General features: G+C 67.8%; 14 protein-coding genes. 4 read left to right on the plus strand and 10 right to left on the minus strand.

Annotated elements, in window-relative coordinates:
• Positions 1-46 precede the first annotated feature (46 nt).
• The 5 genes from ABNQ39_RS34640 to ABNQ39_RS34660 all read right to left on the minus strand — a co-directional run bounded on the left by ABNQ39_RS34640 (position 47) and on the right by ABNQ39_RS34660 (position 4,377).
• Entirely contained in the window at positions 47-391 is a 345-nt protein-coding gene (locus tag ABNQ39_RS34640; RefSeq protein WP_376967063.1) for a transposase, read from the minus strand.
• 424 nt (positions 392-815) lie between these two features.
• Positions 816-1,742: a ParB/RepB/Spo0J family partition protein gene (locus tag ABNQ39_RS34645; protein WP_376967065.1), complete on the minus strand. Its 927-nt coding sequence runs from the start codon at positions 1,740-1,742 to the stop codon at positions 816-818.
• Positions 1,735-2,754, minus strand: a complete 1,020-nt coding sequence (locus ABNQ39_RS34650; protein ID WP_376967067.1) for an AAA family ATPase — start codon at positions 2,752-2,754, stop codon at positions 1,735-1,737. Before ABNQ39_RS34650 ends, ABNQ39_RS34645 begins: the two co-directional genes overlap by 8 nt.
• A 160-nt stretch (positions 2,755-2,914) precedes the next feature.
• Positions 2,915-3,535, minus strand: a complete 621-nt coding sequence (locus ABNQ39_RS34655; RefSeq protein WP_376967069.1) for a hypothetical protein — start codon at positions 3,533-3,535, stop codon at positions 2,915-2,917.
• A gap of 11 nt (positions 3,536-3,546) precedes the next feature.
• Entirely contained in the window at positions 3,547-4,377 is an 831-nt protein-coding gene (locus ABNQ39_RS34660; protein WP_376967071.1) for a helix-turn-helix domain-containing protein, read from the minus strand.
• A gap of 794 nt (positions 4,378-5,171) precedes the next feature.
• Between ABNQ39_RS34660 and ABNQ39_RS34665 the strand changes: the two genes are divergently transcribed.
• The gene (locus ABNQ39_RS34665; RefSeq protein ID WP_376967073.1) at positions 5,172-6,401 is read left to right on the plus strand and encodes a plasmid replication protein; all 1,230 of its coding nucleotides are present in this window, start codon (positions 5,172-5,174) and stop codon (positions 6,399-6,401) included.
• Between the two features lie 23 nt (positions 6,402-6,424).
• On the opposite strand, the gene ABNQ39_RS34670 is transcribed toward ABNQ39_RS34665, so the two are convergent.
• The 5 genes from ABNQ39_RS34670 to ABNQ39_RS34690 form a co-directional block, all read right to left on the minus strand.
• On the minus strand, positions 6,425-6,934 hold the full coding sequence (locus ABNQ39_RS34670; protein WP_376967075.1) for a c-type cytochrome: 510 nt from the start codon (positions 6,932-6,934) through the stop codon (positions 6,425-6,427).
• 19 nt (positions 6,935-6,953) lie between these two features.
• Complete coding sequence (locus tag ABNQ39_RS34675) at positions 6,954-7,925, minus strand: alpha-ketoacid dehydrogenase subunit beta (protein WP_376967077.1); 972 nt, start codon at positions 7,923-7,925, stop codon at positions 6,954-6,956.
• Positions 7,926-7,942: 17 nt separating this feature from the next.
• Positions 7,943-8,908 carry a thiamine pyrophosphate-dependent dehydrogenase E1 component subunit alpha gene (locus tag ABNQ39_RS34680; RefSeq protein WP_376967079.1) on the minus strand — a complete coding sequence of 322 codons (966 nt, stop codon included), beginning with the start codon at positions 8,906-8,908 and terminating at the stop codon, positions 7,943-7,945.
• A 150-nt stretch (positions 8,909-9,058) separates the two neighbouring features.
• Positions 9,059-10,420 (minus strand): GAF domain-containing protein, encoded by a 1,362-nt coding sequence (locus tag ABNQ39_RS34685; RefSeq protein ID WP_376967081.1) that lies wholly within the window; start codon positions 10,418-10,420, stop codon positions 9,059-9,061.
• Positions 10,417-10,971 carry a hypothetical protein gene (locus ABNQ39_RS34690; protein WP_376967083.1) on the minus strand — a complete coding sequence of 185 codons (555 nt, stop codon included), beginning with the start codon at positions 10,969-10,971 and terminating at the stop codon, positions 10,417-10,419. The genes ABNQ39_RS34685 and ABNQ39_RS34690 overlap by 4 nt, the downstream gene beginning before the upstream one ends.
• Before the next feature lie 306 nt (positions 10,972-11,277).
• Here ABNQ39_RS34690 and ABNQ39_RS34695 point away from each other — a divergent pair, with 306 nt between their 5' ends.
• Genes ABNQ39_RS34695 through ABNQ39_RS34705 form a run of 3 tightly spaced genes read left to right on the plus strand, consistent with a single transcriptional unit; the run spans position 11,278 to position 13,980 of the window.
• Positions 11,278-11,601: an STAS domain-containing protein gene (locus tag ABNQ39_RS34695; RefSeq protein ID WP_376967085.1), complete on the plus strand. Its 324-nt coding sequence runs from the start codon at positions 11,278-11,280 to the stop codon at positions 11,599-11,601.
• Positions 11,602-11,605: 4 nt separating this feature from the next.
• Positions 11,606-11,974 carry a response regulator gene (locus tag ABNQ39_RS34700; protein ID WP_098734809.1) on the plus strand — a complete coding sequence of 123 codons (369 nt, stop codon included), beginning with the start codon at positions 11,606-11,608 and terminating at the stop codon, positions 11,972-11,974.
• On the plus strand, positions 11,971-13,980 hold the full coding sequence (locus ABNQ39_RS34705) for a chemotaxis protein CheA (RefSeq protein WP_376967088.1): 2,010 nt from the start codon (positions 11,971-11,973) through the stop codon (positions 13,978-13,980). The genes ABNQ39_RS34700 and ABNQ39_RS34705 overlap by 4 nt, the downstream gene beginning before the upstream one ends.
• Positions 13,981-14,032: the final 52 nt, after the last annotated feature.

Consider the following 14,032-nt stretch of genomic DNA (forward strand, 5'->3'; position numbering starts at 1 on the left):
TGATTTATGTAGAAGCACAGCCCGCATGTCGATGTATGCGGCGCACTCATGATTGCAGGAAGTGCTCCAGCAGGTTTCGGATGCGCCGCCATACGGCTTCGATGGTCCTTTCCTCGGCTTTCCGGACCAAGGTTTTGAGCTTTGCGAACATCATCTCGATGGGATTGAGATCGGGACTGTAGGCCGGCAGGAAGAGCAGATGGGCACTGACATTCCGTATGGCGCTGCGTACCGCGGCTCCTTTGTGACTGCCCAGGTTGTCGAGAACGACGACATCGCCCGGTGCCAGGGTGGGCACCAGGAATTGCTCGACCCAAGCCGTAAACATGGCCCCGTTGATCGGACGATCCAGGGTCAGGGGAGCCACGATCCTGCCGTGACGCGGGCCCACCAGAACGGTCAGCGTTTTCCAATGGCCGTGGGGAACTTTGGCCAGCTAGGGCTGGCCCTGCGCACACCGACCGCGGCTGCGGGTCATGTTGGTTTTCACCCAGGTCTCGTCGATGAAGACCAAACGCTTGGGATCAATCTTATGCTGGTGGGCTTTCCAGCACGCTCGGAAGCGAGCCAGCTTCGTCCCATCCTGCTCCTTGGTCAGCAGCTTTTTTTTGGAAGCTGAGGCCAACCGGTGCACGCATCGCCAGAGGGGCCCCAAGGATCGCGGTGCCGCAGGCGGGTCACGGGATGGTCAATGGGAACCGTTCCCATCGAACAGACCGGCAGGAACAGACGTTCGACCGGGTATGCCATCACCGGCACGACTCCGGCCGAGAAGGCCGTGCAATGGGAACCGTTCCCATTGCACGGTCCTTTCCCTAGGCCTTCCGCTGTTCAAGCAGCGTGTCGATCAGCGACCGCATCTGCATCAGCCGCTGCCAATCCTCGTCGGTCAGCGGGCGCGGCTTCTCGACCATCGCGCTGATGGTTTCCTGAGCCCGGTTGAGCACGCGGAATACCCGCTGCGGCAAGGCGCTCAGCGCCATCTCCGGCGAGCTGTCAGGCGGGTTGTGGGTGGAGCGCTCGCCGTCCTCCGCGGCGTTCGTCCGCTGCTGCGGCTCGCCGTCCGGATCGGGATTTCCCAGCCCATCACCGCTCTTCCATTGGGTCCACATGGCAAGGGCGGATGCTTCCGACGCCGCCCGGCTCAGGGTGAGGAGGAAGCGAAGCGTCGGCTCATGCTCCGCATATTCCTTGCGGATCACCCCGGGCAGGGATTGCAGTCGGAGCAGCTTGGAGATCATGCTGCGGTCCTTGCCGACGATGCCGGCAAGCGCCTCGTCCGTGTAGCCGTGACGCTCCTTCAGCCCCTGCAGCGCATCGGACTGCTCGAACGGAGACAGGTCGACACGCTGCACATTCTCGACCAGCGCCACCTCGAGCGGATCGCCGGCGGTCAGGACCGCGGTGATGGTCGGCCAGCCGAGCGCCCGGGCGGCCCGCCAACGCCGCTCGCCCCACACCAGAAGATACTCGCCGTTGCCCTGCTGCTGCACACCGATGGGCTGCTTCAGGCCATGCCGGTCGAGCGAGGCGGCCAGAGACGCCAGATCCTCCTCCCGGAAGATCTTGCGCGGCTGGTCGGGATTGGTCACCACCAGCCCGATGTCGCAGGCGAAGGGCCGCTCGAAGGGCACGGCCTTGCCGGTCAGCGCATTGCTGTCGAGCCGCACCGGGCTGGCGCTGTTCTGATCGCTGCTCTTGGTGATAAGCCCCATGTTGGAGCGCGGAATGCCCTTAGCCATGCGTCATCACTCCATGACCGGCCGGGACGATGCGGCGGTCGCGTTCCGCGATCAGGGTCTGCACCACCAGGCCGAAGGTTCCGATCCCCGGCGCCTTGGCGTTGAAGGCGACCAGCGCATCGCCGCCGGCCGAGGATTGCGGGTAGAGCGTGGTGTTGGGAATCGGCGGGAAGATGTGAACTTCCTGCCCGTAAGTGTCGTGCATGTCCTTCAGGGTGGCCTGATCCTGGGTCGTGCGGCCGGAATAGAAGGTCGGGACGATGCCGAGCAGCGACAGGGTGGGATTGCCGCGCTCCCGCACGAAGTCGATCTGCTTGCGCAGCGTGCCCATGCCCATGAAGGCGAGCGGCTGCGTCTGGCACGGGATCAGGACCGTGTCGCTGGCCACCAGGGCGTTGGTCACCAGATGCCCCAGCGTCGGCGGACAGTCGATGAGGATGAAATCGACGCTGCGGCGCAGTTCGGCGAGACGGCTGCGCAGCGTGTTGTGCGAGAACTGCTGGGCGGCAAGCTCGGTCTCGCTTTCGGCCAGCTTGAGGGAGGAGGGCAGCACCCGGAGGCGCGGGTTGCGCGTCTCGACCAGACACTCCTCCGCCTTTGCCGCCCCCTTGAGGACATAATAGAGAGTCCTCTCGGCTTCCTCGCAGGCGACGACGTCGACGCTGAGATGGATGCCGGCGTTGGCCTGGGGGTCGGAATCCACCAGCACGACAGAATAGCCGCGGTCGGCCAGCATGCGGCCGACATTGACGCAGCCCGTGGTCTTGCCGACACCGCCCTTCTGGTTCGCGAGCGACACCACCAGCGCCGGGCCGGGCTTCTCGACCGGAAGCACCGGGTGCTTGCGGACGAAGCCGACGACGGCCTGCGGAATGCGCTCGCCGCCATTCTCCCAGCGCGAAATCCGCTGGCGGTCGTAAGAGCGGTCCAGCCCCTCGTTCAGGAAGGCCGCGAAGTCTTCCCTCGATTGCCCGCGCGCCTCGCGGTACGCCTTCAACTGTTCGCCGAGCATGCCCCCTCCCCAATCCGTCCAATCCAGGCGGATCACCGATAGTGTGAGACACTCACACCTGTCAACGCCGTTCGGATGGGTCGGCCATGCCCGCGTTAGCGTCTCACCGCCACCCTGTCTTTTCGGCAACACCGGTGGAACCCGCGATCAAGGCCCGGGATCAGGGAAAACGGCGGATGCAGGAAGCCTCGGCCAGCCGGGTGAAACCCGGAACCGATGGCCTCGGCAGGGCGGCGCCCGACAGTTTGCGGAGACACTCGGCAAGCTGGCGCTCCTTCGCACAGGCCTCCTCGCACAGCGCCCGCATCTCGGCGATGCTCGGCCGCCATTTCCGTGTCCGGCGCCAGCTGCGTGCCGCCTGATCGATTGCCCAGCCCGGAAACTCGCCCAGATCCTCGACCCAGTCCATCGCAACCAGCTGCTCCACCTCGGGCGTCAGCCCCTTGGCGGGGTAATGCGACAGCAGCGCCAGAATACGGCCGAGCAGCCGGTCGGGCTCCGTCGGCGCCAGGACCGACCCTTCGAGATCGGCCAGCGCCCATTGCGCCATGGCGGCCTGCCGGGCAGTGACGGTGGCGGGCGGCGACCAGATCTCGGACAGTCCGTCGAAACCATTGTCACCGAAGCGCGTGCGGTGTTCGAGCCGGCCGGCGGCCAGGATTTCGCGCAGCGGTTCCGGCAAGGCGGCAACGAGCAGCCGGCGGCGGTCGGTCGGCGGCATCGCGGGATCGAACGGCAGCGGCGAGCGCTCTGGCACCGGCATGACGGCGGCGGCTGACATGGCGGTTCTCCTCATAGCCGGGAACGTGGTTCGGGTTTCGTGTCCTTGAGCCGGGCCGCGACAGTCATCCAGGCAGTGACGCGCTGTTCGGCAGCGCTTTCGCGGGACCGGGTAGGCGGCGAAGCGGACGGTGAAAGGGAGGCGCCGGCCGCCGCACTCTTGACCGCGGGTGCTTTGCCGGCGGCGGCATCCTGGATCAGCCAGGCGCGCCATGCTGCGGAGATGTCGCGGTAGCGATAGCCATGCGCCTGACAGCGCAGGACGAAGCCCTCGACATGCCGACCGAGATCGACCGTGCCGAAACGGCTGCTGGCCCAGGCGAGATCGTCGGCGCTCGGCATCCAATCGGGAGGCACGTCGGACATCCGCTCACGCCCTTGCCCGCGCCCGCCTGTAGCGAGCGAGTCCGGAATCTGTTCGGAATGGAGGTGTTTCTGACTCGCTGGCGGACAGGGTACGTTCACCACCGAGTCATCCCTGTCCCGCGCATGAACATCTCCAGCGGCAGGGCGCGGCGCCGCCCCCGCCGCCCTGTCCCCGTCCTGCTCGATGCGCAGCCGGTACAGGCAGGACAGCCGGGAGCCGTCGCGGCCGCGGCGGTGCTCGATGCGAACCAGACCGATGTCGTCCAGCCGTTGCAGGATTCGGTTGATTGTCGGACGAGACCGCTTGAGTTTGGCGGCGAGCGTCGACTGCGACGGCCAGCAGACGCCATGCTCGTCGGCAAAGGTGGCGAGCGCCGCCAGGATGGCAAATCCGTCGGCGTCGAGATCGGGGTGGTCGAGCCACCAGGCGGGGATCCTGCCCCAGCGGCTGGTGCTGTCGGTCGGCGAGCTGGGCATCGGGTGCTCCTGCGAGGTCTGGCAATCGGCATGGGCCGACGGATCTGCGGACAGGATTCCCCGAAGGACGGGCATCGGCCAAATTGCACCCGGCGCCCACCGCTAGGTGTCGGGTGCAGATGCGTAGGTGCCGGATGCAGCCCGGTAGGGTGCGGGTGCCGATGGATAGGCACCGGGTGCAGAAACACTGCGAATCGGAGCGGCTCATCTGCACCCGGCTCCTATCGGCGGCCGGCGCTGGATTCCGCATTCTTCTGCCGCGGCAGGACGAGCCGGAGGAGAGTCCGCCTTCTGCACCCGGTGCCTACCGTCACGCCAAGGGGAAAGGCCAACCGGCGATCCCGAAAGCGCCGGGGGCTCTGCTGCACCCGGCACCTATCGACCGCTTGCGCTCTCCGCCTGCCTGCGCGGCGGGGGAAGGGGCCTGCCGGCGTGAGCGCCGGCGCGGATGGGTAGGCATCGGGTGCAGATCGATGTGGAGGCTGGAGATCCTGGCGCCTCAGGGGGCGCCCCAGAGACCGTGGCCGGAAGCCGGTCGGGCAATTCCTGCCCGATTCGGACGGGTTGCCGGTAGGTGCCGGGTGCAGAAAGGAGTGTCCGCCTGCCTGTCCCGGCGTTTCCTGCACCCGGGACCTACCGGTCTGCACCCGGCACCTATCGCTTCTGCACCCGCAACCTGCCTATCTGCACCCGGCACCTACCGGCGTGGAGAAGGGCATGCCAAATCCGTCGTTGCGCATCGGACGTCCGACCCCATAGCGTGTGTCGTTGGAGACGCGGCTGGAGACCCCAAGATGTCGAGCAACACACCGGGCGGAAAGGGCGACTTGAAGCAGATGGCGTTGCCGCTCCAGTTCGCGCTGTTCGAGATCGACGAGCCCGACGACGCCAAACGCACGACCCATTTCGTCGGTCTGTACGATGTCGCGCCCAAATGGGTCTTCTTCGCCTCCGATGTCGCACGCTCCAACGGCCGCAAGCGCTCCGCCGGCGCGGTCGATGCCGCGGAGCCCGATCCGACCAAGCCGCGGTTCCTGCGTCAGGTGAAGCGCGAGTTCGTCTTCAACGGCAAGAGCTATTCGCTCAAGATCCTGCCGGCCCGCATCGAGCGCCGGGTGAAGGAGGGCGCCACCGAGGTCGTCGAGGAAATCGACATGTTCCCCGGCGAGAAGGAGCAGGTCGTCGAGGAGGTCATCCGCCGGCTTGCGGCCGAGAAGGCCCGGCTGTCGACCGGGGACAAGGACTCCATCGTCTTCAAATTCACCCTCTACGAGGTGATGCAGGAGCTTCGGCGGGTCAAGCACACGCTGAGCCTGCCGGAACTCAAGGAAGCGCTTCTCGTCCTGCGCCGCTCGACCATCGTCATCGCGGAGAAGGGCGGGAAGAACGCCCTGCTCGATTCCAGCGTCTTCCCGCAATTGTGGATGCGCAACCAGGACGTCAACGCCGGCGGCTCGCCGGACGAGAACGGCCGGGCCGATGTCGAAACCGCCGTGCAGTTCAACTGGATGGTGGAAAACACCATCCGCAGCGTCGAGCAGCAGCGCATCTCCTATGAATGGCTGATGCGCATCGCCAATCCGTTCTCGCGCTGGCTGTTCAAGCGCGTCGCCTTCACGCTGCTGCAACGCCATCACCAGGACCGGTCGAGCATCGAGATCACCGCGCGGGAGATCATGCGCGACAGCGGCATGACGGAATGGGCGCGCTGGTCGAACATGCTCCGCTGGATTTCCGACATCGTCGATGTGCTGAAGAAGGTCGGCGCGCTGGCGGAGGTCGAACGCGAGGTCATCAAGGTCGGCAAGCGGCACGACGACATCATTTTCCGCCTGCGTCCGTCCGACCTGTTCCTGCATCAGATCGCCGAGGCGCATCGGGTGTCCGCGTGGAACCGGCGGGAAATCGCCCGTGCGGCCGACGCCGCACAGGCGCCGGGCAGCTTCGTCCGGGTCGATTCCAGGGAACTGGCCGACACCCGGCGCCGCCGGAAGACCGAGCTGGTGTCGATCGGCGAGGACTGAACAAACCGGTCGGGACGCCGGTTTCACTCGCTCTGCGGCGCCACCACCCGCATCACGAACCCGGTCGGCTTCGCCGTCGGGCCGAAGGGGCCGGGGACCTTGTTGGCGACCGCCGGCAGGCTCTTCAGGTAGGCGGCAATGGCGTAGGCGTCGGTATCCGTCAGGGCGGAGAAGGCCATCCAGGGCATCACCGGCGCCAGCATGCGCCCGTCCGGCCGCTTGCCGGTCCGCAGCGTGGTGACGATCTGATCCTCGCTCCAGTCGCCGAGCCCGGTCACCGTGTCCGGCGTCAGGTTCGGGCCGTGGAACACGCCCATTCCCGGGATCTCGAAGCCGACCTCCGACCCGCTCAGCGCGTGGGCGAAATCCGGCTTGCCGAGGAAGTTGCCAGGCGTGTGGCAGTCGTTGCAGCCGCCGAGGGCGACGAGGTATTTGCCGCGCTCCACCCTTTCGTCGGCGCGGGCCCCATCGGCGTGGGAGACGAGAACGGCGGCGGACAGCAGGAGGGCGGTGCACAGGGTCTTGCGGAACATCGTCGGCAACTCCGGATGATCAGGCGGCGAGCGCGCCATGGATGAGGGACTGAACCGCCGCGACCACCGCGTCGGCCTGGGGAACGAAGGCCTGCTCCAGCGGGAAGCTGGCCGGGGCCGGGGCGTCGGGACCGGTCAGCCGCAGCACCGGCGCCCGCAGGCTGGCGAAGGCCTTTTCGGCGACCAGCGCCGCGACCTCCGCCCCGACGCCGCACAGGCGGCTCGCCTCGTGGACGACCACCAGCCGGCCGGTCTTGGCGACCGACCGCAGGATGGCGTCCTCGTCCAGCGGCTTCAGGCTGCGCAGGTCGAGGACATCGGCGGAAATGCCGGCCTCGGCCAGCCGGTCGGCGGCAGCCAGGCAGATTCCGACGGTCTTGGCGTAGGAGACCAGCGTCACGTCGTCGCCTGTCCGCCGCAGCGCGGCCTGCCCCAGCGGGATCGCGTCGATGTCCTCGGGCACCTCGCCGGCGCTGTAGCCGAGTGCGATGTCGGCGAAGACCAGCACCGGGTTGTCGTCGCGGATCGCCGCCTTCAGCAGCCCCTTGAAGTCGGCGGGGGTGGAGGGCATGGCCACCTTCAGGCCGGGGCTGTGGACGAACCAGGATTCGATGTTGTGGTTGTGCTGGGCGCCGACGCCCCAGCCGGCGCCGGTCATCGCCAGCACCACCATCGGGAACTTGAACTGCCCGCCGGAGACGTAGCGCAGCTTGCCGGCGCTGTTGACGATCTCGTCCATCGCGTAGCACAGGAAGGGGGCGAACAGCAGGTCGATCACCGGGCGCAGGCCGGTGGCGGCGGCCCCGGCGGCGGTGCCGGCGATGATGCCCTCGGCCAGCGGGGTGTTGCGGACGCGGGCCGGGCCGAATTCGCCCAGCAGGTCGCGGCGCTTGGTGGCGACGCCTTCGCCGAAGATCAGCACGGAGGGGTCGCGGCGCATCTCCTCGGCCAGCGCGGCGGAGATCGCATCGTTCACGGTCATCTGGGTCATGATGTCGGTCTCCCGGGTCAGGCGTAGACGTCGCGGGTCAGTTCCTCGGGCGCCGGGTACGGGCTGGCCTCGGCGAAGGCGGCGGCCGCCTCCATCCGCGCCCTGACCGACTCCTCCATCCGGGCGGCGGCAGCGCCATCCAGCAGCCCGTCGCGCTCCAGCCGGCGGCGCAGCAGGATGACGGGGTCGCGCTCGCGCCAGCGGGCCAACTCGCCGGGGTCGACGTAGGACTGGTCGTCCGGTTCGAAATGGCCGCGCAGCCGGTAGGTCATGGCTTCCAGCAGGAAGGGCTTGCCGGTGCGGCGGATGGTGGCAACGGCGGCAGCAGCGGCCTCGAACACCGCCAGCGGGTCGTTGCCGTCGACCACCGCGCTGTCGATGCCGTAGGCGGCGGCATGGCCGGCGACGCCGTCGGCCGTCATCGTCTCCTTGCGGTGGACGAAGGCCTGCCACTGGTTGTTCTCGCAGACATAGAGGATCGGCAGGCTCCACACCGCGGCGAGGTTCAGCGATTCGTGGAAGCGGCCCTCGCAGGCCGCCCCGTCGCCGAAGAAGCAGACGACGATGCCGGGACCGCCCTGCATCGAGCGCGACAGCCCCACGCCGGTCGCCAGCGCCAGCTCGCCGCCGACGATGGTGGAGGTCAGGACGACGCCCAGCTCCTTGGCGGAGATGTGCAGCGACCCGCTCTTGCCGCCGCAATAGCCGCCGCTCTTGCCCTGCACCTCGGCCAGCATCCGGCCGGGGTCGGCGCCGCGGGCCAGCAGATGGCCGGCGCTGCGGTGGTTGGTGAGGATCAGGTCGTCGGGGGTCAGCGCCGCGACGACACCGACGGCCGACGCCTCCTGCCCGATGGCGGTGCAGGTTCCGGCGGCGCGGCCGCGGCCATGCAGGTCGACCAGGGTTTCTTCGTAGGCCCGGATCAGCATCATGCGCTCCAGCATCATGCGCTCCAGGGCCTCCTCGGGAGGGAGGGCGGTCATGTCGGTCGGCTCCGTGACGTTGTGTGTGGAACGGACCCTACGCAGGCAATCGCCGCCGGCTTGCTAACTGTTGCCTAACGGAATGCTAAAATATTCGTAACTGTTTCTGGCCCGATAACTGTCGGAATAGAAAGTAAAGCCGGGCGGCGTTCACGCTGTCTCCTGGAGGAGGAGCGGCTTCGTCACCACCAGGCGGAAGCGTCCGCGCCCGGTCTTTTCGATGCGCAGCACGCCGCAGCGCTCCTCCAGCCGGCGTTGCAGCAGGATCAGCCGCGCTTCCAGATTCTCGGCGAAGTCGGGCAGCGGGATGTCGGGGGCCAGCCGCAGCTCGCGGTTGGTGAAGTCGGTGCGGCCGAGCGTGGTGTGGTCGCGCACCAGCTTCCACAGGATGGCGCCGGCCACGCCCTTGATCAGATAATCGTGATCGACGAACACGCTGTCGTCGGCGGCGTAGTGGCGCACCACCACCGGTGCGCCGCCGGCCTCCGGGCAGGCGGCGGGGACCGGCGCCACCTCCTCCGCCGGGGGCAGGGCCTGCATCAGCGCGCCGAGCTGGGCCGCCAGCGTCGCCAGCGCATCCTCGTCGTCGTAGGTGAAGCGCATCTCCTGCCGGCTCTCGACGAACAGCACGCCGGCCAGACGCCGCCCGGCCAGGATCGGCACCGCCAGCTGGCTGTGTGGACGCTCCAATCCGGGAAAGGGAATCTCGCGGGCCGGGCCGCCGGTCAGCCCGGCGTCCTCCGCCCCGTCGCGGGCGGTCAGGCTGTAGGCGACGTCGCTGGTCATGTGGGTGATGCGTATCGGCACCCGTTCCCGCGCGGCCACACCGATCACCCCCTCGCCGGGCGCCACCTCCGACCCGACGCCGGAGGAATCGTAGCCGAGCGCCGCGACGGTGAAGAGCCGGCCGGTCGCCTCGTCCGGCATCAGGATCAGCGCATGGTCGACCCCGAACAGCCGCCGCAGCACGCACAGGCTGTGGTCGAGCAGCTCCGTCAGATCGGCGCAGCCGCGCAACTCTTCGCAGGCCCGCCGGGTCGCCGACAGGAGGCTGCGCTGGGCGACCGGGGCCGGGAGGGGCGCGCCGCCGGGCACCGCCTCGATTGCCGTCACCCGGTAGAGGTCGGCGCCGAGCAGCCGGAACACGTCCTGCATTCCGACGTGGGAGGCGATGCCGGCCAGCTTGGCCTTCATGCTTTCGAACAGCGGCCCGGTGGTCTCGGTGCGCAGGTAGCACAGCTCCATCCGGTACTGCGCGGCGGTCGGCGGGTCGATCAGCTGCAGGACGGCAATCGGATTGGCCAGGATGTTCGCGCGCGTCTTGTTGAAGAATTGGTAGGACAGCGCGACGTGGTCGGGATCGACGTAATGGACCTGCGACAGCAGCGAGACGTTGGGCGTTCCGTCCGGCGCGCAGGTGGCGATGGTCGCCGGCACCGCCCCCTCCAGGCAAGCGCGGATCGCATCGAGCGTCAGGGAGGCACCGATGGCGGCACTGATGGTGGTGCTCATGGCGGCACCGCGCTACCGGCCTTCGGGCCCGGTGTCTGGTCGTAGAGTCGCGACGGGCAGAAACGGACCACCGCCAGTGTGGCCGGGTCATGCGCCATCAGGGCGCGGGTGAAGGCGTCGCCGTAGCCGATCAGCGCCAGTTCGGCGGCGAAGGCATCGACGTGGCGGGCGGCCAGCGCCGCTGCCTCGGCATCCGCTGCGGTGACGGTGGCGTCCTCGCCGATCAGCTGGATGGAAAGGTGCGTGCTCGGCTCGGTCGCCGCCAGGGCGATGCGTCCGGTCTCGGCAACCGCAGCGAGCAGGGCGGCGTTCGCCGTCCGGTCGAGGCAGACGCCGATCCATGCCGCGTCGGCCGGCACCTGCACCGCCAGCGCCCGGCCGACCCGCGGTCGGTTCGCCCGGTCGCTCGACGATACGACCAGACTGACGCCACGCTCCAGGAAGGTCAGGATCGTCTCGCTCAGACCTGCCCGCGCCGGCCTTCCGCCCTCCGGCCCCAGTCTTTCCGGCCACCCGCCCCGCTGCCCACCCTGTTGCCCGCCGTTCGCCACGAAAGCCTCTCCGGTCGTCCAGCCCCAGACTACCAAGAGGCGGGCAGGGGCCGCAAACACGCACACGATTGCCGGCCGTGACCGGAAGGGGAGGGGGAGTCGCCCGCCACCCGTCCGACCGGCCCGGTGCCAATGAAGAGTCTAATATAGACGCTATATCATCTTTCGCGCCCATTAAGTTGCGATGAAATCGGGGTTGGGGATATCCCGAATTTCAATCACGCAGGCCAACAAGATATTAAATTTCAACATGTGCCTTGTAGCGACGTGGCGAATGCGATGGCGCGGCGAATGCGGTGAAGACGAATGGCCGATCTCAGTGGAAGCGTTGTTGTGGAGTGCGTTGGCCCGATGACGCTCATCGAAGTCGAGGAGGTTCGCGACCGGCTTCGGGATTCGCTGAGTTCGGCTGGCCGGGTCGATGTCGATTGCAGCGAAGTTGGAGAGACGTCGATCTGCTTCATTCAACTTCTGCTGGCGGCGCGCACGAGCGCAGCCGGGCGGGGCGTCAGCCTGCATCTCAAGCAACCGATCTCCGCATCGATGCGCGATGCGCTTGAACGGGGCGGCTTCATCGGTATGTCCGGACCGACGCGCAAAGCGGATGAATTCTGGATTGGAGTGCCCTGATATCATGGCGAAGACCATACTAGCCGTCGACGATTCCGCCAGCATGCGCCAGATGGTCAAGTTGACCCTGTCCTCCGCCGGTTATCAGGTGGTGGAGGCCACGGATGGGCGTGACGCTCTGGTCAAGGCGAAGTCCGGCAGCTTCAATCTGGTGCTGACCGATCTGAACATGCCGAATATGGATGGCCTGACGCTGATCCGCGAATTGCGGACGCTGCCGGCCTATCGCGGCATCCCGATGGTCTTCCTGACCACCGAATCCGACGCCGGCAAGAAGGCCGAAGCCAAGGCGGCCGGCGCCACCGCCTGGATCGTCAAGCCGTTCCAGCAGGACCAGCTGCTGAGCGTCGTCCGAAAGATCGTCGGCACATGACCGGCGGCGACCCGGGCCAGATCTTCCGCGAAGAGGCGGCGGAGCTTCTGGCCGCTCTTGAGTCCGCGCTGCTCCATCTGGAACAGAACCCCACCGACCGCGAGCCGCTCGACACCGCGTTCCGCGCCCTGCACACGATCAAGGGCTCCGGCTCGATGTTCGGGTTCGAGGCTGCGGCGAGCTTCACCCATCATCTGGAAAGCGCCTTCGACCGGATGCGCAAGGGCGAACTGGCCGCCACGACCGCGATGATCGGCATCGCCCTTGCCGGCAAGGACCACATCCGCATCCTAATCGAGGATCCCGCCAGTGCCGACCCTGCCGTCGCCGACGGCATCCTGGCCCGGCTGGCGGACCTGAGCGGCAGTGCCGCGATGTCCGCTCCCCTTCATGGGGAACGCGACGACGAGGACAGCCGGGCGACCTGGCGTGTCCGGTTCCGGCTCGCTCCCGATGCGCTGGAGCGCGGAACCAACCCGCTGCTGCTGCTCGATGAACTGCGCGGGCTGGGCGAGGCCGAGATCGTCGCCCTGACCGACGACGTTCCGCCGCTGGGCGAGCTGGAGCCGACCCGCTGCCACATCGGCTGGGAGCTGATCCTCACCACCACGCATCCGCGTTCGACCATCGAAGACGTCTTCATCTTCGTGATCGACGAGACCGAACTGACCATCGACCCGGTGTCGGCGCTGCCGGAGCCGGGGGTGGAGCAGGAACCGGTGCCGGTGACAGTGCCGGCGCCCGTGCCGGCGATGGTCGCCGCGCCTGTCCCGCCGAAGGAGCCGGCCCCGCCGAAGGCGGAGACTGCGCCTGAGAAGGGCAGGGCGCAGCCGGCGGTCAACTCGATCCGCGTGCCGGCGGAGCGGCTCGACGATCTGATGGATCAGGTCGGCGAACTGGTGATCGCCCATGCCCGCCTGAAGCAGCTGATCTCCGACAGCGTCGATCTCCAGATCAAGTCGGTGACCGAGGAGATCGAACGGCTGTCCAACGGGCTGCGCGACATCACCATGGGCATCCGCATGGTGCCGGTGGAATCGCTGTTCGGCCGCTTCCGCCGGCTGGTCCGCGACCTCTCGCAGGAGCTGGGCAAGGACGTGGCGCTGACGATGTCCGGCGAGGAGACCGAGCTGGACAAGACGATGATCGAGCGGCTGAACGACCCGCTCGTCCACATCATCCGCAACAGCCTGGATCACGGGCTGGAACCGGCGGCGGAGCGCGTGGCGGCGGGCAAGGCGCCGCAGGGCCGCATCCATCTGTCGGCCCGCCATGCCGGAACCCGCGTGCTGATGACCATCCGCGACGACGGGCGCGGGCTGGACCGCGACCGCATCCGGGCCAAGGCCGAGGAGCAGGAGCTGATCCCGCCCGGCGCCAAGCTGTCGGATGCCGAGCTGTTCCAGCTGATCTTCCATCCCGGCTTCTCGACGGCGCGGACCCTGACCAGCGTGTCGGGCCGCGGCATCGGCATGGACGTGGTCAAGCGCACGATCGATGGGCTGCGCGGCACCATCGAGGTGTCCAGCCTGCCGGGCGGCGGCACCGAGATCACGCTCGGCCTGCCGCTGACGCTGGCGATCATCGACGGGCTGCTGGTCCGGGTCGGGCAGGGGCGCTACGTGATCCCGCTGTTCGCGGTGGAGGAATGCGTCGAGCTGCCGGCCGATGTCGAACGCCGCCATGCCAACCGCAACTTCCTGAACATCCGCGGTGCGCTGGTGCCGTTCCTGCGTCTGCGCGACAGCTTCGCCGTCCGCCATCCGCCCGATCCCTATCAGAAGATCGTCATCATCTCCTCCGGCGACAAGCGCGTCGGTCTGGTCGTCGATCAGGTCCTGGGCGACCACCAGACCGTCATCAAGTCGATGTCCAAGCTGCATGCCGATGTCGCCAACTTCTCCGGCGCCACCATCCTCGGCGACGGCTCGGTCGCGCTGATCCTCGACATCGCGCAGATCGTGGCCGCCGGCCAGACGCAGGAACTGCGGCGCGAAGCCTGCTGAGCGGCCTTCACGAGCGCACCGATTTCACCGACAGACGTCACAGGGAGGCCGG

The sequence above is a fragment of the Azospirillum sp. A26 genome (genome assembly GCF_042604635.1).
Taxonomy (GTDB): Bacteria; Pseudomonadota; Alphaproteobacteria; order Azospirillales; family Azospirillaceae; genus Azospirillum; species Azospirillum palustre.